Here is a 21,328-nt window from a genome sequence, read left to right on the forward strand (position 1 = left end):
CAAGCGCTCCGGCATGGATCCCGGGTCAAGCCCGGGACGACGGCGTGTTTCCGAGTGAAATCAGCCCCCTCGGGCACGCATCGATTGCGCGCCGACCTACAAGACCTTGCGGAAAAAGACGACGCGCTCGGTTTCCTCGAAGCCCAGGGCCGCATGCAGCATATGGCTCGTCGCGTTATCGATCAGGGCATCCGAGGCAAATTCGGAACAGCCCAGCGAAGCCCCCCAGGCCTCGACCGCATTGCACAGCAGCCGCGCCACGCCTTTGCGCCGGTCTTCGGGTCGAACATAGATCCCCTCGAGGAAAACCACGGGTGAACTGTCGCATCCGTTGACATAGTCGTCGCGCAGGGCCGCCTCCGCGAAGCCCACGATTTCAGCCGTATCGCTGACGGCCATGAAGGCGGCTTCCCGCCCGTCGCCGACCAGAAATGTGGAGGTCAGGTCTTCGCGATGCTCATCCAGCGAGCCGTCCGGCCACAATTCGCAACGCAATTGCGCCCATGCCTCGACATCGTCGGTGTTTCCAACCCGGATTTGCATCCTGCCATCCCTGATATGCGAGCAATACGCCGCCGACATCGGCATAGCATATCTGGCGACGCATACGGGACGTGCCGTTCAGCGCCTGAAGTCCTGGCGAGTGTCCCCGTATGCCACGGGCCTGTTCCGGCCGTGGCATACGGGGACCGGGATCGCCTTACTCGGCAAGCTGTGACAACAGCTGATGGGCGGCCTTCACTCGGGCATCGTTGGGATAGTTCTTGTTCGCCAGCATGACGATCCCGATCTTCTTCTCGGGGACATAGGCGACATAGGCTCCAAAACCATTGGTCGAGCCGGTCTTGTTGAGGATGACGTCGGCTCGCGGTGCCATCGGCGGATCGATCGCGGTCACGGGACCCGAATTCATCTTGGGCGAATTGCCGGCGACGAAGTCATCGAGCGCGACCGGATAGGGATATTGCTCCCAGATCAGGTCCTGGATTCGCCCGCCAGAGCGGAAATATCCGATATGCGTCGCATCGACGGCGCGCGCGAGCTTTCCGGGCACTGTGCCGATGCCCATGTTCACTTCAAGAAAGCGGATCATGTCGACGGCATTTGATTTCACGCCATAGGCTTCGGTCGCAAGCATGCCGGGGGAGACGCGGACGGGTTTTCCGTCGCGATTATATCCCCAGGCGTAGGACTTCAGCTCGGTCGTGGGAACGCTGATATAGCTGCGCCGGAGCCCGAGTTCCGGGAACAGTCGCCGCTCCACGAGCGTCTCGTAGCTTGCCCCCATGGCCTTCGCCGTGACCATTCCGAGCAGGCCGATGCTCGGATTGGCATAGTCGCGATGCATGCCGGGGTCGAACCGAGGCTTCCATGCGCGAAAATAGGCGATGAGCTGCTTTTGATCCTTCACCTCATCGGGCAGCTGAAGCGGGAAGCCGCCCGCCGTATGCGTGGCGAGATCCAGCAGGCGCACAGCGTCGAGCGCACTGCCTTTCAGCTCGGGCATGTGCTCGCTCACGCTGTCTTTCAGCGACAGCTTGCCCTCGACCTCGGCGTAAGCAGCCAGGGTCGCCGTAAACGTCTTGCTGATCGAGCCGAGCTCGAACAGCGTATCGCGCGTGACGGCAATCTCGGGCTCCTTCGAGGCCAGCCCGTATTCGATGAAATGGCGCTTGCCATCGATCGTCACGGCGATTGCCAGTCCCGGAATTGCATAGTGTTCGATCACCGGCTTCATCGCTGCATCGACAGCCTGACGGACCTTGGCGTCCTGGTCGGGCCCTGCAGCATGGGCATTGGACAGGCCGCCCAAGGCGCAGGCGAGAATGCTGGCTGCCAGTCTGGGATAAGGTCGCTTGGACAAGGGCATCTCCTTTGGGTTCGGGATGCGCCGTTTATGACCCCTTCGAACTTCCGGCAAACGATGATAAATCGGATCAGCTATAAGCTTATCTTGGGCATCGATGGTTCGACCTTATCTTCCACTGAATGCGTTGCGGGCGTTCGAGGCGTCGGCCCGGCATCTCAGCTTTACGCGGGCCGGCATCGAACTGCGCGTGACGCAGGCCGCAGTGAGCCAGCAGGTCCGGTCCCTCGAACAGCGGATGGGGGTTCAGCTGTTTCGCAGGCTGCCGCGCGGGTTGCTGATCACGGCGGAGGGGGAAGCCCTTCTTCCTGTCGTCGGGGACGCCTTCGACCGCCTGGCCACGACGCTCGATCGGGTTGGATCGGGCAAGGTCCGCGAGCTGCTCGTTGTGGGCGCGGTCGGGACCTTCGCCGTCGGCTGGCTCCTGCCGCGGCTGGAGGATTTCCGGCGCGCTCACCCTTTTGTCGAGCTGAGGCTCTCCACCAACAACAACCGCGTCGACATGGCCGCTGAAGGCTTGGATTTCTCCATCCGCTTCGGCAATGGCGCATGGCATGGTCTCGATGCGACAGAGCTGTTCGATGCTCCCCTGACGCCGCTATGCACGCCGGCCTTGGCTGCGGGCATGCAGGCACCGGAGGATCTGATCGAGCTGACCTTGCTGCGGAGCTACCGCACGGACGAGTGGGCGCGCTGGTTCGCCGCTGCGGGCGTGGAGCTTCCGCAGAACATTGCAAGCGCCATCGTGTTCGATTCGTCCCTCGCGATGATGGAAGCAGCCGAGCAGGGCGTAGGCGTTGCCCTGGCTCCGGCCCTGATGTTCTCGCGCCAGATGCGGAACGGCTCGATCAGGCGGCCGTTCCCGGCCTCGATTTCGCTCGGCAGCTATTGGCTGACCAAGCTGAAATCAAGGACGCCGAGCGCTGCCATGACGGCCTTCGCCGAATGGATCGCTGCCCAGGCGCCGGATTCCGCCGCACCGCCTGTTCCATCGCTCGCCAATGACGCCTTTGCCGACGTCACTAGTTGCCGGCTTTCCCCATGGCCTCGACCTTCTGCATGACCTCGTCGAGATTGAAGCTGGCCGGTTTCTGGCGCGGCGGAAAGTCCTTGAAGCTCTGAAGCCAATTTGCCGCGAAGGACTGCATCGGCACCTGCACAAATGCCCGATCGGCCATCCACTTGTTGTACAGGATTGACTCGTCGCCCCTCTCGAACGGGTCGGAGCGCAGGTTGAACAGCTTGGGTAGGCGTAGGGTGGTGAACTGGCCTGACCAGACACCGATGCCCTTGTTGTTCTGCTCCAGGAACACAGCCTTCCAGGCCTCGTATCGGATCGCGACGAGCTGGCCGTCGTCGTTCCAAAAGATGAACTCCTTGCGCGGCGTTTCCTTTATCTCGCCCTTGAAGAAGGGCATCAGGTTGTAGCCGTCCAAATGGACCTTGAAGGTCTTATTGCCGATCTGCGCACCCTTCAGACATTTGGAGACGATATCCGGATCGCCCCCGGCCGCCGCGAATGTCGGGGCCAGGTCGTAGTGCGAGAAGGCCTCGTTATACGTCGTTCCCGGCGGGATCGTGCCAGGCCAGCGGATAACCATCGGCACGCGATACCCGCCCTCCCAATTAGTCGCTTTCTCACCGCGGAAGGGCGTCGTGCCGCCATCCGGCCAAGACATCACCTCCGCGCCATTGTCGGAGGTGAACAAGACGATGGTGTTGTCGGCTACGCCCAAGTCGTCGAGCTTCTTCAGGAGCTGCCCGACATAACCGTCCAGCTCGACCATGCCATCCGGGTAGGGGCCGAGCCCCGTCTTGCCCTGTGACGCCGGCTTCAGGTGCGTCCACACATGCATCCGGGTCGGATTGAAGTAGCAGAACCAGGGCTTGTTCGCCTTGTGCTGGCGATCGACGAAATCGAGCGCGGCCCCGAGGAACTCCTCGTCGACCGTCTCCATGCGCTTGGTCGTGAGCGGGCCAGTATCCTCGATTTTGCCGTCCGCCGAGATTTTCAGAACGCCGCGCGGACCGAATTTCTTTCGGAACTCCGGGTTCTTCGGATAGTCGGGGTTTTCCGGCTCCTCCTCGGCATTGAGATGGTAGAGGTTGCCGAAGAACTCGTCGAAGCCATGGGCGGTCGGCAGGAATTCGTCCTTGTCGCCGAGATGGTTCTTGCCGAACTGGCCCGTGGCGTAGCCGAGCGGTTTCAGGAACTCCGCGACGCTGGGATCCTCGGCACGCAGGCCAATGTCGGCGCCGGGAAGGCCGACCTTCGTGAGGCCGGTCCGGATCGGCGATTGGCCAGTGATGAACGCGGCCCGACCAGCGGTGCAGCTCTGCTCGCCATACCAGTCCGTGAATAGCGCACCTTCCCTGGCTATCCGGTCGATGTTGGGCGTCCGGTAGCCCATCATGCCGTGGTTGTAGGCGCTGACGTTGAACCAGCCTATGTCGTCCGCCATGATCATGAGGATGTTCGGCTTGCGACCAGCGGTCGAAGGCCTTGGCGGCGGTTGTTGCGCCTGAGCCGTTTGTACCCCCGGCGCGGCGAGGCTCGACGCAGCGAGGGCTGTTCCACCGAGAAGAATTGTTCTGCGAATAGGATCAGGTCGTTCGGTCGCCATGCAGGCCTCCATTATCCCTCAGAGCTCAAGCTAAGGCTGCTGATTGAGGGAAGCCATCCGAAATTTTGGCGCTGGTGATGAAGTCTTTACCTTCAGAGAGCGGACCTCCTTACTTGGTCCCGAAAGGCGATTTTGCTGGGGACGGCTTGATGCACACACCCAGCCGGCAAGCGCGGGAGCGATGGGGGCGCGCCTTTGGAGCGAACGGCTCCATCAAACTTATCCCCGCGCCCCAAACGGCCCTTATCCTCCGCTCACCTCATCCCCGAGGGGCAGCCATCCGGAGGCATGTCGTTTGGCGGGGATGGGGGCGGCGCCTGCGGGTGGCTTTGCACGCCACACTCGGGAGGCTTCGGGAACCGCTCTGGGGGTAATACGGGCCCTGCGCGAGGAGCTCGCTAGGCTGATGGTCGAAGCGGCCGGTTGAAGGATGGGCGGCCCTGCTACCCGATGAGGGGATACGGGGCCAAACGACCGACAGCCTGCCGCGGCCACACGGAAGCGCGGCCCGGAGTCAAAAATCGCCGGAGGCGGAGCGCCACGGGGCGTGCGGACAGTGGCTCAATCTGTCCGCGCTGCATCCTGGCTCAATGGATGCGGACACTACAACTCGCGCCTCGCGGCGCTCCGCTGCCCCTCATCTCAAACCGCTGCGGCAACGCGAGCGGGGATTTGGCGTGGCTCAAGCGCCTCAGCTCGCTTGAGGCGCCTGAAATATCGTTGGAAAGGTTGACGCAAAGGCTGTGACGCGCGACGGCATCCCGCATGAGTCCAATGCCTCCGCGCGCCTTTCTCGGCGTTACCCGCTCCGTGCTCGGCCGCCCCTGGCGCGACAGGCTGGATGCCGCCGGCCTCGGTCGGGCCGAAGCGCTGTCGCAGATCGAGGGTATCCCCGACATCCTCGCCCGCCTGCTCGCCGGGCGTGGCGTCGAGGCCGAGGAGGCCGCCCGCTTCCTCGAGCCAAAACTGCGCGACCTGCTGCCCGATCCCGCGACGCTGATCGATATGGAGGCCGCAGCCGCCCGCCTGGCTCGGGCGGCTATCCGGCAGGAGAAGGTCGCGATCTTCGGCGATTACGATGTCGATGGCGCCTGCTCGGCTGCGCTGCTCGCCGGATTTCTCACCGAGGCTGGCGCGAAGCCGCGCATCCATATTCCCGATCGGCTGATCGAAGGCTATGGGCCCAACAGCGAGGCGATCGGCATGCTCGCGGCCGAGGGCGCGACGCTGCTCGTCACCGTCGATTGCGGCACCACCAGCCACGAGCCGCTGGCAGAGGCGCGCCGGCTCGGGCTCGATGTCGTGGTGCTCGACCATCACCAGGCGCCCGAGCTGTTGCCGCCGGTCGAGGCGCTGGTCAACCCAAACCGCCAGGACGATCTGTCGGGGCTGGGCCATCTTTGCGCGGCCGGCGTCGTTTTCCTGGCGCTCGTCGCGACCAGCCGGACCTTGCGGCGGCAGGGCTTCTGGGCACAGCGCGGCACGGAGCCGGATCTGCTCGCCGCTCTCGATCTCGTCGCGCTGGCGACGGTCGCCGACGTGGTGCCGCTGCGCGGGCTCAACCGTGCCTTCGTCCGGCAGGGCCTTGCCATGCTGCGCGGCCGGACGCGGCCGGGGCTCGCAGCCTTGATGGACGTTGCGGGTCTCGATGGGCCCGTGCAGCCCTGGCATCTCGGCTTCCTGCTCGGTCCGCGCATCAATGCCGGCGGGCGCATCGGCGACGCGGCGCTGGGCGCACGGCTTCTCCTGACGGCCGACGAGATCGAGGCGCGCATGATCGCGACCGAACTCAACCGCCTGAACCAGGAGCGTCAGGAGATCGAGCGGCAGGCTGTGCTGGAGGCTACGGCCGAAGCCGAGCACGCCTTGATGCACGCGCCCGACCAGGCGGTGCTGCTGGCGGCCTCGGCAGATTGGCATCCCGGCATCGTCGGGCTTGTCGCTGCGCGGCTCAAGGAGCGCTTCCGCCGGCCGGCCTTCGCGCTGGCGCTGAACGGGGAGGGCGGCGCGACCGGCTCTGGCCGTTCGGTGGCGGGCGTCGATCTCGGCCGTGCCGTCCGCGCCGCCGTCGAGGCGGGGCTCGCCGTCAAGGGCGGCGGCCACGCGATGGCGGCTGGCATCACGCTGGCGGCCGGCCAGAGCGCGGCCTTCCACGCCTTTCTGGTCGAGCGGCTCGCAGCCGATGTCGGCGCGGCCAGCGAAGGAGAAGCACTCTTTGTCGATGCCGCATTGAGCGCGGGCGGCGCCAATCCGCGGCTGCTGGCCGAGATCGACAAGGCCGGCCCCTTCGGGGCGGGCAGTCCCGAGCCTGTCTTCGTCTTTCCCTCGCACCGTCTGACGGATGTGGTCGAGATCGGCAGCGGCGGCCATGTCCGCGTCAAGCTGAAGAGCGGCGATGGCGCCAGTATCGGCGGCATCGCCTTCCGTGTCGCGCAGGAGCCACTCGGACGCGCCTTGCTGGCTGCGCGAGGAGAGGTGATTCACCTCGCCGCGACCTTGACGCTGAATCGCTGGGGCGGGACGGAAGCAGCCGAACTGCGCGTGCTGGATCTCGCGAAGTCGAACTGACGGCCCTCAAAAGGCTCTTTGGACGCCGGCAGCCTGATTGTTAGTTGACCACAACTCTTGCCAAACTGGCCCTTGCAGAGCGCGGGCCCTCCTACTATACCTCGCCCCGCTTCGACGGATCGCCCGCCGGTCCAGAAGCGTGCGACCTTCGTCTATCGGTTAGGACACCAGCCTTTCACGCTGGGGAGACGGGTTCGACTCCCGTAGGTCGCGCCACCCTCCAATAGGGGTGTTAGCGCGTTTAAGAGCGCCTTGGCCGCGGCCGAAACGGATGCCCCCAAACCAGAACTTGTCCGTGGCCTGCCGCGAACTCAACGGCATCTGTCGTTGCCCGTAACGGGCCGGCCACGTCATGCAACGTTTTCAAGCACCTAGCTGGCAGACTGTGGGTTGATCCCGGCATCAACCCACTCACGCGTCTGTTCCAGGATCTCGTCCGAAAGTGCTGGGTCGTCGATCGCGCGGGCGAGGATTACGGCCCCCACCATCGCTGCAAAGTTTCCGATCGCCGCGCGGCGCCTGTCCGCCGCATCGAGCTCCGGGAGCGCCTTGCCGATACGGTCGATCTGCGAGCGAAGGCCTGCGGTCATGGCCGCGCGTGCCGCGGGTGTCTGAAGGCGGATGGCCGCTGCAAGGCCCGCCGTCGGGCAACCCCCGGCGCAGTCGTCACGATGACGGGGCGACAGATAGGCATCCACATAAGCGCCGAAATCGCCTCCTTCGCCTGTGCCCGCGGCGAGGACATGGGCAACGGTCTGCGCGATCAGGTCGTCCTTCGAATTGAAATGGCCATAGAAGCCGCCATGGGTGAGCCCGGCGGCTTTCATCACCTCCGCCACGCTGACCGCGTCGAACCCCTTGTCGCGAAACAGCCGGCTGGCAACCTCCAGAATCCGGCGACGGTTCTCCGCCATCTGGTCTCGACTGACCTTCATTTCAAAATTCTCCGCCGGCTCCGTTGACATAATCATGATGGGCATCATATTAAATATCAATCATGATAACCATCATGAATATAGGTTTTAGCACAGAAAAGAGCAATGCCATGACCGCCAGTCCGTCAGTCCTCATCACAGGCGCCTCCACCGGCATCGGAGCCGCCTACGCCGAGCGCTTTGCACGGCGCGGGCACGACCTCGTGCTGGTTGCCCGTGATGTGGCACGAATGGAGGCCCTAGGTGCCCGTCTGCGTCAGGAAACTGGCGTGGCGCTCGACATCATCCAGGCTGACCTCACCAAGGCCGACGAGCTTGCAACGGTGGAGACGCGGCTGCGCGATGACGCCCGCATCGGGATCCTCGTCAACAATGCCGGAACGGCGATCGGCGGAAGCTTCGTCGAGCAGAGCACCGACGATGTCGCACGGCTGGTTGCGCTCAACACGACCGCGCTTCTGCGGCTTGCCAGCGCCATCGCCCCGCGTCTTGCGGCGGCCGGCGAAGGAGCGATTGTCAACATCGGCTCCGTGGTTGGCCTGGCGCCGGAGTTCGGCATGACGGTCTACGGCGCAACCAAGGCCTTCGTGCTGTTCCTGTCGCAAGGGCTCAGCCTCGAGCTCGGGCCGAGGGGCGTCTACGTCCAGGCCGTGCTTCCCGCCACGACGCGAACGGAAATCTGGGGGCATGTCGGCGCCGACGTCAACACGCTGTCCAATGTGATGGAGGTGGGCGATCTGGTCGATGCGGCGCTGGTCGGCTTCGACCGTCGCGAAGCGGTGACGATCCCGCCGCTTCCCGATGCCGGGCAGTGGGACGCGCTTCAGGCCGCGCGCCAGGCCATGCTTCCGAACTATCGGAACGAACATCCCGCCGAGCGGTACCGCACGGTCGCCTGATCAGCAGCCGAGCCATCTCGACAAATGACCCGCTACCGCGCGGACAACTGAAGGTGACCCATGACGAGCAAGACCCTGTTTGAGCCCTATATTCTCGGCTCGCTGATCCTCTCCAACCGGATCGTGATGGCGCCCCTGACGCGTAATCGCGCCGGCCCGGGTTTCGTGCCGGGCGACCTCGCCGCGGAGTACTACGGCCAGCGCGCGACGGCCGGCCTGCTGATTTCCGAGGCCACGCAGATCTCGCGGCAGGGACAGGGTTATCAGGACACGCCCGGCATCTACTCCCAGGCGCAGATCGACGGCTGGCGCAAGGTCACGACCGCCGTGCACGCCAAGGGCGGGCGGATATTCCTGCAGCTCTGGCATGTCGGCCGCGTCAGCCACGTCGATCTCCAGGAGAACGGGGCGTCTCCCGTCGCGCCGTCGGCGATCCGGGCCGCGACCAAGACCTTCGTCAACAACGGCTTCTTCGAGGTCTCGGAGCCGCGCGCCTTGGCCCTCGACGAGCTGCCGGGCATCGTGAGCGACTTCCGGCAGGCGGCCGCGAACGCGATCGCGGCCGGCTTCGACGGTGTCGAGATCCATGGTGCCAACGGCTATCTGCTCGACCAGTTTGCCAGGGACGGCGCCAATGTCAGGACGGACGCATATGGCGGATCGGTCGAGAACCGCGCCCGGCTGATGCTGGAGGTTTCGGCTGCGGTGGTCGACGAGATCGGCGCCGGGCGCACCGGAATCCGGATTTCGCCGGTCTCACCGGCCAACGGTGTCTCGAGCAGCGATCCCCAGGTCCAATTCGACTATATCGTCGATCAGCTCAATGCCTTGGGCATCGTCTACATCCATGTCGTCGAGGGCGCCACGGGTGGACCGCGCGATGTCGCGCCGTTCGATTTCGGATCGCTCCGCCGCCGCTTCAGGAATGCCTATATCGCCAATAACGGCTACGATCTCGACCTCGCGACCTCGCGGCTGGCCGAGGACAAGGCCGATCTGTTCGCCTTCGGCCGCCCCTTCATCGCCAATCCTGACCTCGTGGAGAGGCTGGAGACCCGCGCGCCGCTAGCGGCTGTCGACCCGGCTACGATCTATGGCGGAGGCGCGGCGGGATACACCGATTATCCCGCCATCGCCGCAAGCAACTCCTGACCCGTCGGGTCGCCCTGTCGGCGAGATTGGAGAACAGACACCATGAGGGCCTTCATTCTCGATAAATACAAGAAGAAGGGCGCGCTGCGGCTCGGCGAAATGCCGGAGCCGACGTTGCGGGATGACGACGTTCTCGTCCAGGTCCACGCGGCCGGGCTCAACCTTCTGGATTCCAAGCTCCGCGACGGCCAGTTCAAGCTCATCCTGCCGTACCGTCCGCCCTTCATCCTGGGACACGACGTGGCGGGCACGGTGGTCCGCATCGGATCGAATGTCCGGCACTTCAAGCCGGGTGACGAGGTCTACGCCCGGCCGCGCGATGGCCGGGTCGGGACGTTCGCGGAGTTCATCGCCATGAATGAGGCCGACCTGGCGCTGAAGCCCAAGAACCTCACCATGGAGGAGGCGGCTTCCATCCCCCTGGTGGGGCTGACGGCCTGGCAGGTGCTGGTCGAGCGAGCCGGCCTGCGGAAAGGGCAGAAGGTCCTCATACACGCCGGCTCCGGCGGCGTTGGCACCTTCGCCATCCAGCTTGCCAAGCATCTCGGCGCGACGGTTGCGACCACGACGGGCACGGCGAATGTCGAGCTGGTCAGGAGCCTCGGCGCCGATGTCGTCATCGATTACAAGAAGGAAGACTTCGAGAAGCTCCTGTCCGGCTACGATGTGGTGTTGAACAGCCTGGACAACGACACGCTTCAAAAATCCCTGAATGTGCTGAAGCCCGGTGGCAAGCTGATCTCGATCTCCGGTCCGCCGGATCCCGAATTCGCCAGGGAACAAGGGCTCAACTGGGTCCTGCGTCAGGTTTTGCGCCTTCTGAGCTTCGGCATCCGAAGCAAGGCCAAGCGCCGCCGCGTCAGCTATTCGTTCCTGTTCATGCGCGCGAATGGCGAGCAGTTGCGCGAGATCACATCGCTGATCGAAGCCGGGATCATTCGCCCCATCATGGATCGGGTCTTCCCGTTCGAAGCTACCAACGAGGCCTTGGCATACATCGAAACGGGACGGTCAAAGGGCAAGGTCGTCGTCAAGTTGAGGTGAGGGCGGCGTCGCGCGTGTCATTCGTCGCCTCCGCGCGCGGCCTGGTCAGTCCAGCGCCGGAACAGCACGCTGGCGTTGACGCCGCCGAAGCCGAAGCCGTTGGCGATCGCGTAGTCCGTAGCCACCGGCCGGGCCGCGTGCCTGACGAAATCGATTCCGTCGCCGGCCGGATCGGGCGAGTCCAGATTGAGGGTCGGCGGCGCCACCTGATGCTTGAGCGCCAGAATCGCGAAGATGGCGCCAAGGCCGCCTGCGGCCCCGAGCAGGTGCCCGGTCGCCGATTTCGTCGCGCTGACGGCGACCCCGCCACCGGAGCCGAACAGCGCCTTGATGGCGGCAAGTTCTCCGAGATCGCCGATGGGGGTCGAGGTGGCATGGGCATTCAGATGACCGATTTCGCGCGGGGAGATGCCCGCTTGTGCGATCGCGATCTCCATGGCGCGCCGCGCGCCATTGCCGTCCTCGGGACCGGAGGTGATGTGATGCGCATCCGAGGTGGTGCCGTAGCCGACGAGTTCCGCGAGCGGCGTGGCGCCACGCGCCATGGCGTGGTCGAGGTCTTCGATCACCAGCATGCCGGCGCCTTCGCCCATGACGAAGCCGTCACGGGCCGTGTCGAATGGGAGCGAAGCCTCGGCCGGCTTGTCATTGAAGCCGGTGGACAAAGAGCGTGCAGCGGCAAAACCTCCCAGGCTGACGGTGTTCATGCAGGCTTCCGTTCCGCCACACACCGCGACGTCCGCTTCCCCCGCGCGGATCAGCCGCGCCGCGTCCCCGATTGCTTGGATGCCAGCCGCGCAGGCGGTGACGGGTGCGCCGAGCGGGCCTTTGAAACCATGCCGGATCGAGACATGTCCGGCGGCGAGGTTCACGAGGAAGGACGGGATCGTGAACGGCGACATGCGGCGCACGCCGCGGGTATCGACCGTACGCACCGCTTCGGTGATCGCCGGAAAGCCGCCGATGCCCGACGCGATGATCGTGGCGGTGCGCAGGCGTTGGGCGTCTGCGTCAGGCTTCCAGTTCGCCTGCGCGAGCGCCTCATCGGCCGCCGCAAGCGCAAACAGAATGAACCGGTCGATCTTCCGCTGGTCTTTCGGCGCCAGAACGGCGTCAGGATCGAAGCCCGCCTCGGCATCGTCCTGGCTTGAGGGAACCACGCCGCCGACCTTGGCTGACAAATCACCCACCATGTCGTCTGACAACCTGCGGATGCCCGACCGACCTTCCAGCAGGCGCGCCCAGCTTGGCGCGACCCCAGAAGCCAGCGGCGTGACCGCTCCCAGACCCGTGACAACAATCCGTCGCATTTAGCCTCCGATGGTTTCTGGCACGCCGGCAAAGCCGCTGGGTTCCGTCCGGCTTCTGCGTGGGAACAGGATCCCCCCTGTCAGCCGCTGGCCCGTGGGCGCGGTCATTGAAACATCCCGCGTGGGCTCAGCGCCCGTATCAGTTGCGATGCGGGCCTCGGCCGAGGACATCGTCATTGGCGCCGGCTCGGCTGCGCGTCGTCCGCTGATGACTGCGCCAATACGCTTTCGGTCGCCGCTTGCAGGAACCGCTTCGACATCTGCTCGTCGTTGACGGCGCGTGACAGGAGCACGGCGCCCACCATCGTCGAGAGCATGGCCATGGCCTTGCCGTCGGCATCGTCGCCATCGGCCTTGCCGGTCCAGCGACCCATCAGGTCAAGATAGTGTTTGATCCCGCCTTCGAACGCCGCCTTCACGTCCGGGCCTTGCCTGGCAGCATCCGAACCGAGCGCGACCACCGGGCAACCATCCGTCTTTTCCGCGCAGTGACCCATGCTGAGATAGAAATCGACCACCGCTGCCAGCGGGGCTTCAGGATTGGACTGGGCGGCATCTGACCACCGACTCAAGGCGCTCTCCAACGCGCGCTTCGAGGCCTGCGCCGCCAGATCGTCCTTGGATTGGAACTGCTTGTAGAAGGCGCCCTGCGTCAGCCCGGCGCCGGCCATCAGATCCTTCAGCCCAATGCCGTCGAACCCATGCTGCCGGAACAGACGGCTGGCCACGTCGATGACCGTCTGCCGGTTTTCCTCGGCCTGCTGCCGCGTGACACGCATCGGGACCTCCATAATTAGATTGCGTTCGACTTCTATATCGAGCATAGAGTTCGAATGCAATCTAATTGGTTCAGGGCGATGGGCAAGAAAAAGAAATCGGTCATCGTAGCAGGGGGCGTTGTGCTCGCGGCAACGGCGGCGGCGGCGTTGGTTACGCTTTCCGCCCGCCCACAGAACGCGTCTGCAATCGGCGATCCGCGGCAAAATGTTCCGATCGTCAGGCTGGTGACGCCAACACCGGTCGTGGATGCGGAGCGCCGCTTCACAGGTACCATCGCAGCGCGTGTTCAAAGCAATCTGGGCTTCCGCGTTGCTGGGAAAATCGTCGAACGCCTGGTGAATGTCGGGCAGCCTGTGATCGCAGGTCAGGCGCTGATGCGGATCGACGAGACCGACCTGCGACTCGCGCTTACGGCGAAACGCAACGCCACCGCTGCCGCTCGCGCCGTCCTGGTCCAGGCCAGGGCGGACGAAAAGCGCTACGCCGTTCTGGTCAAGGATGGATTTGCGGCAAGCCCGCAGCGCTACGAGCAAGCGAAGGCAGCGCTCGACACTGCGGCGGCCCAATTGGCAGCCGCGGAAGCGGACGAGAAAGTGGCCGAGAACGGATCGAGCTATTCGGTCCTTGTCGCGGATGCCGACGGCATCGTCGTCGAAACATTTGGCGAGCCCGGACAGGTCGTGACCGCCGGGCAGACCGTCGTCAGGCTCGCCCAGGCCGGACCGCGCGAGGCGGTCGTCGCTCTCCCCGAGACGATCAGACCGGCCATCGGCTCGGCCGCCGTGGCCAATCTCTTTGGAGCGGAGAACCGTCGCTATTCAGGTACCCTCCGGCAGCTCTCGGATTCAGCCGATCCGCAGACCCGCACCTATGAAGCGCGCTACGTCCTTGATGGCGAGGCCGCCGCAGCTCCGCTCGGGGCAACCGTGACCATCCGGCTCACCAATCAGACAAGCCAGCCCGAGATGGAAGTGCCGCTCGGCGCCTTGATGGACGATGGCCAGAAGACCGGTGTCTGGCTTCTGGATGACGCCACCTCGACTGTGAAATTCCGTCCGATCACGCTGGTCCGCGTGACCAGCGAGACCGCCATCATCTCTGGGCTGACCGAAGCCCGGCCGGTGGTTTCGCTTGGGGCTCACCTGCTGCAGGACGGCGCACGCGTCAGGACCGTGTCCCAGAACAGGGGCACCAAATGAGCCTCAATCTTTCAGCGATCGCCGTTCGCGAACGGGCCGTCACCCTGTTCTCGATCATCCTGCTGGTCGCCGCCGGCATCTACGCCTTCTTCATGCTCGGCCGGGCGGAAGATCCGAGCTTCACCATCAAGACGCTGACCGTCACGACCGTATGGCCGGGCGCCACCGCGCGCGAGATGCAGGACCTGGTCGCTGAGCCGCTGGAGAAACGGATCCAGGAACTGACCTGGTACGACCGCGTCGAGACGACCACGCGGCCGGGCTACGCCTATATGACGGTCACTCTGAAGGACAGCACGCCGCCTGCCGCGGTTCAGGAAGAGTTCTATCAGGCCCGCAAGAAGCTTGGCGACGAAGCCCGCAACCTGCCGCCTGGCGTTCTCGGCCCCTTCGTCAACGACGAATACTCGGATGTGAGTTTCGCCCTCTATGCCTTGAAGGCCAAGGGGATGCCGATGCGCGAGCTGGCGCGGCAGGCGGAGACCATCCGCCAGGAGCTCCTGCACGTCCCGGGCGTCAAGAAAATCAACATTCTCGGCGAGCGGCCCGAGCAGATCTTCGTCGAGTTCTCGTATTCGAAGCTCGCGACGCTGGGCGTATCCGCGCAGGACATCATCACGGCCCTGCAGAGGCAGAACACCGTCACGCCGGCGGGCTCGATCGACACGAGCGGGCCTCAGATGTTCATCCGGGTCGACGGTGCCTACCAGGGCCTGAAGACGATCGCCGACACTCCGATCGTGGCTGCGGGACGAACGCTCAAGCTATCCGATATCGCCGATGTGCGTCGCGGGTACCAAGATCCCCCGACCTACCTGATCCGGCGTCAGGGCGAGTCTACGATCCTGGTTGCCGCCGTTATGCAGGCTGGCTGGGACGGGCTCGCCTTGGGCAAGGCCCTGGAAAACAAGACCGCGGAGATCGCACAGACGCTCCCTCTCGGAATGACGCTCGACAAGGTGACGGACCAGGCCGTCAATATCACCTCGGCGGTCGACGAGTTCATGATGAAGTTCGCCATGGCGCTGGGCGTCGTGCTGCTGGTGAGCCTGCTCAGTCTCGGCTGGCGCGTCGGCATCGTCGTGGCCGCCGCCGTGCCGCTGACGCTCGCCGTCGTGTTCCTGATCATGCTGGAAACCGGACGGTTCTTCGACCGCATCACGCTCGGCGCCCTGATCCTGGCGCTCGGCCTTCTGGTCGACGACGCCATCATCGCCATCGAGGTCATGGTGGTGAAGATGGAAGAGGGCATGGATCGCATCAAGGCAGCGGCCTATGCGTGGAGCCACACGGCCGCGCCGATGCTGTCGGGCACGCTGGTGACGATCGCCGGGTTCCTGCCAGTCGGTTTCGCGCGTTCGACGGCCGGCGAATATGCCGGCAACATCTTCTGGGTCGTGGGCTTTGCCCTGATCGTCTCCTGGATCGTCGCGGTGGTCTTCACGCCCTATCTCGGCGTGAAGATGCTGCCCGACATCAAGCCGATCCCGGGCGGCACGCACGCGATCTACGACACGCCGAACTACCGGCGCCTGCGCGGGATCATCACCTTCGCCGTCCGCCACAAGTTCAAGACCTGCGCCATCGTCGTCGTCGCGTTCGCGCTGTCGGGCATCGGCATGGGCGGCGTCAAGCAGCAGTTCTTCCCGACATCGGACCGCCCCGAAGTGCTTGTCGAGGTGCGGTTGCCGGAGGGAACTAGCATCGAAACGACGACGGCCGCCGTCGAGAAGCTGGAACGCTGGCTGGGCGCCCAGCCCGAGGCAACGATCGTCACCAGCTATGTCGGCCAGGGCGCGCCGCGCTTCTTCTTCGCGATGGCGCCGGAACTGCCCGATCCCGCTTTCGCCAAGATCGTGGCCCTGACACCGGATGCCGGGGCGCGTGAAATCCTGAAGCACAGGCTCCGCGAGGCCGTGTCCCAAGGCCTTGTTCCCGAAGCCTTCGTTCGCGTCACGCAGCTCGTATTCGGACCCTATACACCGTTCCCGGTCGAGTTCCGGGTGATGGGGCCCGATCCGGCGCAGCTCTATGCGATTTCCGCCCAGGCGCTGGAGGTGATGCGGGGCGTCGCGGACGTCCGGCAGGCCAACCGCGACTGGGGCAACCGTACGCCGGTGCTGCGCTTCGTCCCCGACCAGGACCGGCTGAACCTCATCGGTCTGTCGCCGGCGGCGGTTGGCCAGCAGCTTCAGTTTCTCCTCACGGGCGTTCCCGTCACGCAGGTCCGGGAGGATATCCGCAACGTGCCAGTGGTGGCACGAAGCGCCGGCAGCGAGCGGCTCGACCCGGCGCGTCTTGCGGACTTCTCGCTGATCAGCCGCGACGGCCGCCAGATTCCACTCGACCAGATCGGCCACTCCGAAATGCGCCTGGAGGAGCCGATCCTGAAACGCCGCGACCGCACACCCGTGATCACCATCCGTGCGGATATCAACGAGGCCACCCAGCCTCCGGAGGTCTCCAAGCAGATCGTGACGGCACTTCAGCCACTGATCGCTTCGCTTCCGGCGGGCTATCGCATCGAGACCGGAGGATCGATCGAGGAGGCCGCCAAAGCCAATGTCGCCCTGGGCAAGGTCTTCCCGGTGATGATCGCCGCCACGCTGATCGTCATCATGCTGCAGGTGCGCTCATTCTCGATGATGGCGATGGTGCTGCTGACAGCGCCGCTTGGCGTGATCGGCGTCGTGCCGACATTGCTCCTCTTCAATCAGCCATTCGGGTTCAATGCCATCCTGGGTCTGATCGGCCTGGCCGGCATCCTGATGCGCAACACCCTGATCCTGACCGAGCAGATCGAGGAAAATCGCGCCGCCGGTCTCGACGACTACAACGCCGTCATCGAGGCGACGGTGCAGCGGACGCGGCCGGTGATCCTTACGGCGCTCGCGGCCGTATTCGCCTTCATTCCCCTGACGCACTCCGTCTTCTGGGGATCGATGGCCTACACGCTGATCGGCGGCACCGCCGTTGGCACCGTGCTGATCCTGCTGTTCCTTCCCGCGTTGTATACGGCCTGGTTCCGCATCAAACCGACTGCGGATGAGAACCATGAGGTTTCGCAGGAGGAGCCAGCATTGCGACCAGCAATGGCCGCCCAGTAAGAAACCGATTTGGAAAGAGATCGTTCAGGGCTCTGAGTCGGAACAGTGTCCCCGATCGTGAGGTTCCGCTTTCTGGAAGGCATCAAATGTCCGCAGGTGGCGCATTCCCCGGATTCGACGTCAAGTCATGTCTTAAGCAATGAGATGGCTGTGGAACCATAGATGGCGTTCAACCGATCGTAAGGCTCGGCGGCCGTCTCGTCCCCGGTGTGCCGGGGGACGCCGGCGATCCGAACGGCATCTCACGCGTCGGGCTTTATGGACAATTCGAAATCTGCTGGATCGCAATTGCGACCGCCTCGCGCAGGCTGCTGGGCAGCGGCTGGATCGGCAATGGCGGTGCTCCGGGTTTCAGGCCAAGCTGTTCGGCGATAAGGTACATCACCCGCAAGCTGCCATGAGCGCGAAACAGCGACCAGAGCGGCTCAAAAGCGGTGTCGATCGCCAGGGCGCCCTCCCGATCGCCGGCCAGTGCGACACGCGTCAGGTGCAGCGCCGCAGTCGGCAAGAGACCGGCGACGACGCTGTACCAAGCATCGGCTCCCGCCAGAAGCGCAGGGGCGGCGCCCCAGTCGCCGCTGTATCCAATCATCATCCCGTCCCTGCAGGACGATCGCAGCCGGCCGATCTCGCCTTCGAAATCACCATCGGCAGGAAGCGGCAACTTGATCGCCGTGATGTTCGGCACCTGGGAGAGGCGCGACACCAGCTCCGACGCGAAGGTGAAATGGGTCGTGCTGGGGTTGTTGTAGATGCAGACAGGCAGGCCCGTCGCGGCCGCGGTCGCCTCGAAATGGGCGAAGACTTCGTCCTGCGTCAGCGGCGCATAGGAGACGGGCGCCAGCAGCAGCCCATCGGCTCCCAGGCGCTCGGCCTCGCGGGCCAGCTCACGGACCCAGGATGTGCGCATGGCACCGATGCCGGCGATCAGCGGGACGCGGCCGGCAACGGTTTCGACGGCGGCAGCCAAAGCGCGCGAGCGCTCGCTGCGGTCGAGAAAGGCATAGGTGCCGGTGCTGCCGAGTACGGAAATGGAATCGACGCCGGCCGCGACGAGCCGGTCGAGCATGAGGGCGAAGGCGTCGGTATCGACAAGGCCCTCGGCATCGGCCGGCGTGAGCGGAAAGGCGGAAAGCCCGCGAAAGATCGATGCGTCGGTCATGAAGTCGGGTGTTCCTGAGAAAATTCGAATGCGAGGTTAGGACGACGGGTGCCGAGACACATCCCCGCGATCAGCCCGCAAATGCATCGCGCAGCAGGCTCGTCGAGAGGGCCAGCATCATGACACCGATCGCCAGATCGAGGATGCGCCATGCTGCCGGCCTGGCAAAGAGCGGGGCCAGGAAGCGCGCGCCGAATCCCAGCGAGGCGAACCAGATGAAACTGGCGCTCGCCGCTCCGATCATGAAGGGCGGGCGCTCGTCGGAAGGCAGGCTCGTTCCGACCGCGCCCATCAGGAGCACGGTGTCGATGTAGACATGTGGATTGAGGAAGGTGAAGGCCGCCGTTCCGGCGAGCGCGGCGCCGAGTGTGATGCCCGCCGTCCTATCGACGACCAATGCGGACGAAGTGGCTGCCCGTCGCAGCGCCGAGACGCCGTACCAGGCCAGGAAAGCCGCTCCACCCAGGCTAAGTGCCATCGCCAATCCCGGAACGACCGACAGCGCGCTGCCAAGGCCGTTGACGCCAGCAACGATCAGCGAGGCATCGGCCGCCGCGCAGAAGAGAACGATGGGCCAGACATGCTCGCGCCGAAGCCCGTGTCTCAAGACGAACATGTTCTGGGCGCCGATGGCGGCGATGAGCCCGAGCGAAAGGCCAAAGCCCTTGGCGAAGGCAGGCAGGAGAGCGCTTGTCATGGCTCTTTGATGCGCGCGGGCATCGGTGTAGTCTAACTAAACATTCTAACTTTGAATTAGGCAAACTAATGCTCGACTATCCCTCCCTCGCCGCTGTCGCAGCCGTTGCACGCGAAGGCAGCTTCGAGAAGGCCGCAATCGGTCTGGGCGTGACGCCGTCGGCTGTCTCCCAGCGCATCAAGGGGCTCGAGGATCGTCTCGGCGCAATCCTGCTGATCCGAGGATCGCCCTGCCGGCCGACCGAGATCGGCGGCAGACTGTGCGCCCATATCGAGCAGGTCCGGCTGCTCGAAAGCGAGGTCATCGAAACCTTGCCCGGTCTGACCTTGCAGGTCGTCGGACCTGCTTCGATCCGGGTCGCCGTGAATGCCGACAGCGTCAGTACCTGGTTCCCCAAGGCGGCGGCGCTGTTTGCCGGCGAAACCGGCGGCCTGCTCGATCTCGTCCTCGACGACGAGGCCCATACGGCGCAGCGCCTGCAGACTGGCGATGTCCTGGCTGCAGTTACGGCCGACCCTTCGCCCGTCGTCGGCTGCCGGATCCATCCTCTCGGCCAGATCGAATACATGGCCGTGGTAGAGCCGGCTTTCGCGGCTCGTCACTTTCCCGGGGGCGTCGATAATCTGAGCCTGCAGCGGGTACCGATGCTGCGGTTCGACCGTCGCGACGACCTGCAGTTCCGCTGGGCACGGGAGGCCTGCGGCACGACGATCTCGCCGCCGACCCATTGGACCCCGTCGACGCAGGGTATGCTCGACATGACGCTTGCGGGGCTTGGATGGTCGATGGCACCGGTCGCGCTCGCGGAGCCTTTGATCGCAGAAGGCAGGCTGATCGAGCTGCCGCCACACAAGCGGATCGCCGTGACGCTGTATTGGCAGCGGACGCGATTGGCGGCGCGACTGCTCGATCAGCTCACGCAGGCGGTCCGGGCGGTTGCTGCGAAAGACCTTCAATCAGCAAGTCATCTTGGTCGGCCAGGCAGCGGCTGAGTTCGCCGTATCCACGAAAATGAACCCTGCCTCCGAGCGTCTGGTCTCTGGCGGCAGTCCAAACTCAGCAATGCGGCAGAGTGCCGTAGATCGACGCTCATGAGCGGGCCGGCACGAGCCTCGATCGCAGCCGGCAGGGTGTTGCGCATCGGTTCGCGATCTACGGCATCTGCCGTATTGCCTCCCGCTGCTGTCGCCTGCGACAGTGGCCACAAGGGACGGTTGCCGCAAAGCGGGGATCGAGCCTCATCCAATCGGCAGGCCGAGGCGCACGGCGAAGGTGGCCAGCTCCGCTGCGCTATGGAGTTCGAGCTTGCGCATGAGGTTTTCGCGATGCTTGCGAGCGGTGAGGGGGCTGATGCCGAGGCGGGCGGCGACGTCGCGGGCGGTGGCGCCCCCGGCGATCAGGACGAGCAGCTCGCGCTCCCGCCGGGTGAGCGGAACGTGACTGACCGCATCGAAGGACACGCTGTCCGGCGCGCCATCGGGACCCCCTTGCGGCATGACAGCCCTGAGCGGCGGGCTGAGATAGGTCTCGCCGCGCTGCAAGGCCGCGAGCGCCTCGAAAAGTTCGTCGAGATGAGGCCGGCTCCACGGCTGCGCTGACCAGCAAGGGCGATGACACCAGCCTCGGCTATTCCACGCTGGGTCTGCGCGCCTCGGCCAGCCTCGCTTTGCAAAGCATGGAGCTGACCTTGCGCGGCGGGCTGGCCTGGCGCCATGCCTTCGGCGATGTGACGCCGGCCGCGACGCTCGCCTTCGCCGGAGCGAGCGCCTTCAGCGTCGCCGGGCTGCCGATCGCGAAGGATGCCGCCCTCGTGGAAGCTGGGCTCGACCTTGCCATCAGCCAAAGCACTTCGCTCGGCCTGTCCTATACCGGTCAGCTCGCCGGGAACGCTCAGGACCACGCCTTCAAGGGCGTGTTCGCCGTCAGGTTCTGATGGGACGAGCTTTTGACAAAGCCGCAAAGTGTCGTGCCCTAGGTTCTGAGC

17 protein-coding genes, 1 tRNA gene and 1 pseudogene are annotated in these 21,328 nt (G+C 64.9%); 10 read left to right on the forward strand and 9 right to left on the reverse strand.

The annotated features are described in order from the left end of the window. Positions 1-96: 96 nt before the first annotated feature. On the reverse strand, positions 97-543 hold the full coding sequence (aac(6'), locus tag C4S73_RS21620) for an aminoglycoside 6'-N-acetyltransferase (protein WP_103874598.1): 447 nt from the start codon (positions 541-543) through the stop codon (positions 97-99). 157 nt (positions 544-700) lie between these two features. Beyond that, entirely contained in the window at positions 701-1,870 is a 1,170-nt protein-coding gene (ampC, locus tag C4S73_RS21625) for a class C beta-lactamase (RefSeq protein ID WP_103874599.1), read from the reverse strand. 94 nt (positions 1,871-1,964) lie between these two features. Between ampC and C4S73_RS21630 the strand changes: the two genes are divergently transcribed. Beyond that, positions 1,965-2,930 (forward strand): LysR family transcriptional regulator, encoded by a 966-nt coding sequence (locus C4S73_RS21630; protein WP_103874600.1) that lies wholly within the window; start codon positions 1,965-1,967, stop codon positions 2,928-2,930. On the opposite strand, the gene C4S73_RS21635 is transcribed toward C4S73_RS21630, so the two are convergent. Further along, positions 2,890-4,503 (reverse strand): arylsulfatase, encoded by a 1,614-nt coding sequence (locus C4S73_RS21635; protein WP_103874601.1) that lies wholly within the window; start codon positions 4,501-4,503, stop codon positions 2,890-2,892. The two genes, C4S73_RS21630 and C4S73_RS21635, sit on opposite strands and share 41 nt — an antisense overlap. A gap of 753 nt (positions 4,504-5,256) precedes the next feature. Here C4S73_RS21635 and recJ point away from each other — a divergent pair. Continuing rightward, on the forward strand, positions 5,257-7,059 hold the full coding sequence (recJ, locus tag C4S73_RS21640) for a single-stranded-DNA-specific exonuclease RecJ (protein ID WP_103874602.1): 1,803 nt from the start codon (positions 5,257-5,259) through the stop codon (positions 7,057-7,059). 141 nt (positions 7,060-7,200) lie between these two features. Then, positions 7,201-7,275: transfer RNA gene (locus C4S73_RS21645), tRNA-Glu, on the forward strand. 155 nt (positions 7,276-7,430) lie between these two features. Here C4S73_RS21645 and C4S73_RS21650 read toward each other — a convergent pair. Next, positions 7,431-7,994: a TetR/AcrR family transcriptional regulator gene (locus tag C4S73_RS21650; protein ID WP_103874673.1), complete on the reverse strand. Its 564-nt coding sequence runs from the start codon at positions 7,992-7,994 to the stop codon at positions 7,431-7,433. Positions 7,995-8,104: 110 nt separating this feature from the next. Here C4S73_RS21650 and C4S73_RS21655 point away from each other — a divergent pair, with 110 nt between their 5' ends. From C4S73_RS21655 to C4S73_RS21665, 3 genes are read left to right on the forward strand one after another with little or no spacing between them, the layout of a single operon-like run. Then, entirely contained in the window at positions 8,105-8,893 is a 789-nt protein-coding gene (locus tag C4S73_RS21655; protein WP_103874603.1) for an SDR family NAD(P)-dependent oxidoreductase, read from the forward strand. Positions 8,894-8,953: 60 nt separating this feature from the next. Beyond that, positions 8,954-10,045 carry an alkene reductase gene (locus C4S73_RS21660; RefSeq protein WP_103874604.1) on the forward strand — a complete coding sequence of 364 codons (1,092 nt, stop codon included), beginning with the start codon at positions 8,954-8,956 and terminating at the stop codon, positions 10,043-10,045. A gap of 42 nt (positions 10,046-10,087) precedes the next feature. Continuing rightward, positions 10,088-11,089 (forward strand): NADP-dependent oxidoreductase, encoded by a 1,002-nt coding sequence (locus tag C4S73_RS21665; protein ID WP_103874605.1) that lies wholly within the window; start codon positions 10,088-10,090, stop codon positions 11,087-11,089. Between the two features lie 17 nt (positions 11,090-11,106). Here C4S73_RS21665 and fabF read toward each other — a convergent pair whose 3' ends face one another. Together fabF and C4S73_RS21675 are read right to left on the reverse strand one after the other, a co-directional pair. Then, entirely contained in the window at positions 11,107-12,399 is a 1,293-nt protein-coding gene (gene fabF / locus C4S73_RS21670; RefSeq protein ID WP_103874606.1) for a beta-ketoacyl-ACP synthase II, read from the reverse strand. Between the two features lie 173 nt (positions 12,400-12,572). Then, the gene (locus C4S73_RS21675) at positions 12,573-13,178 is read right to left on the reverse strand and encodes a TetR/AcrR family transcriptional regulator (protein WP_103874675.1); all 606 of its coding nucleotides are present in this window, start codon (positions 13,176-13,178) and stop codon (positions 12,573-12,575) included. A 78-nt stretch (positions 13,179-13,256) separates the two neighbouring features. Here C4S73_RS21675 and C4S73_RS21680 point away from each other — a divergent pair, with 78 nt between their 5' ends. Together C4S73_RS21680 and C4S73_RS21685 are read left to right on the forward strand one after the other, a co-directional pair. Next, positions 13,257-14,378, forward strand: coding sequence for an efflux RND transporter periplasmic adaptor subunit (locus tag C4S73_RS21680; RefSeq protein ID WP_103874607.1), 1,122 nt, complete (start codon positions 13,257-13,259; stop codon positions 14,376-14,378). Beyond that, a complete protein-coding gene (locus tag C4S73_RS21685) occupies positions 14,375-17,485 on the forward strand; it encodes an efflux RND transporter permease subunit (RefSeq protein WP_103874608.1) in 3,111 nt (1,036 codons plus the stop codon). The genes C4S73_RS21680 and C4S73_RS21685 overlap by 4 nt, the downstream gene beginning before the upstream one ends. A 256-nt stretch (positions 17,486-17,741) precedes the next feature. Here the strand turns inward: C4S73_RS21685 and C4S73_RS21690 are convergent, their stop codons facing one another. Continuing rightward, positions 17,742-18,647: a dihydrodipicolinate synthase family protein gene (locus C4S73_RS21690; RefSeq protein WP_103874609.1), complete on the reverse strand. Its 906-nt coding sequence runs from the start codon at positions 18,645-18,647 to the stop codon at positions 17,742-17,744. 70 nt (positions 18,648-18,717) lie between these two features. Beyond that, positions 18,718-19,344: a LysE/ArgO family amino acid transporter gene (locus tag C4S73_RS21695; protein ID WP_103874610.1), complete on the reverse strand. Its 627-nt coding sequence runs from the start codon at positions 19,342-19,344 to the stop codon at positions 18,718-18,720. A 68-nt stretch (positions 19,345-19,412) separates the two neighbouring features. On the opposite strand from C4S73_RS21695, the gene C4S73_RS21700 reads away from it, so the two are divergent. Next, positions 19,413-20,336 (forward strand): LysR family transcriptional regulator ArgP, encoded by a 924-nt coding sequence (locus C4S73_RS21700; protein WP_103874611.1) that lies wholly within the window; start codon positions 19,413-19,415, stop codon positions 20,334-20,336. A 246-nt stretch (positions 20,337-20,582) separates the two neighbouring features. Here C4S73_RS21700 and C4S73_RS21705 read toward each other — a convergent pair whose 3' ends face one another. Beyond that, a complete protein-coding gene (locus tag C4S73_RS21705; protein WP_244595714.1) occupies positions 20,583-20,885 on the reverse strand; it encodes a response regulator transcription factor in 303 nt (100 codons plus the stop codon). 44 nt (positions 20,886-20,929) lie between these two features. On the opposite strand from C4S73_RS21705, the pseudogene C4S73_RS21710 reads away from it, so the two are divergent. Beyond that, positions 20,930-21,277 (forward strand): annotated as a pseudogene (locus C4S73_RS21710) (autotransporter outer membrane beta-barrel domain-containing protein); the annotation flags it as partial. Positions 21,278-21,328: the final 51 nt, after the last annotated feature.

This window comes from Allobosea lathyri, assembly GCF_900108245.1.
In the GTDB taxonomy this organism is placed as follows: domain Bacteria; phylum Pseudomonadota; class Alphaproteobacteria; order Rhizobiales; family Beijerinckiaceae; genus Allobosea; species Allobosea lathyri.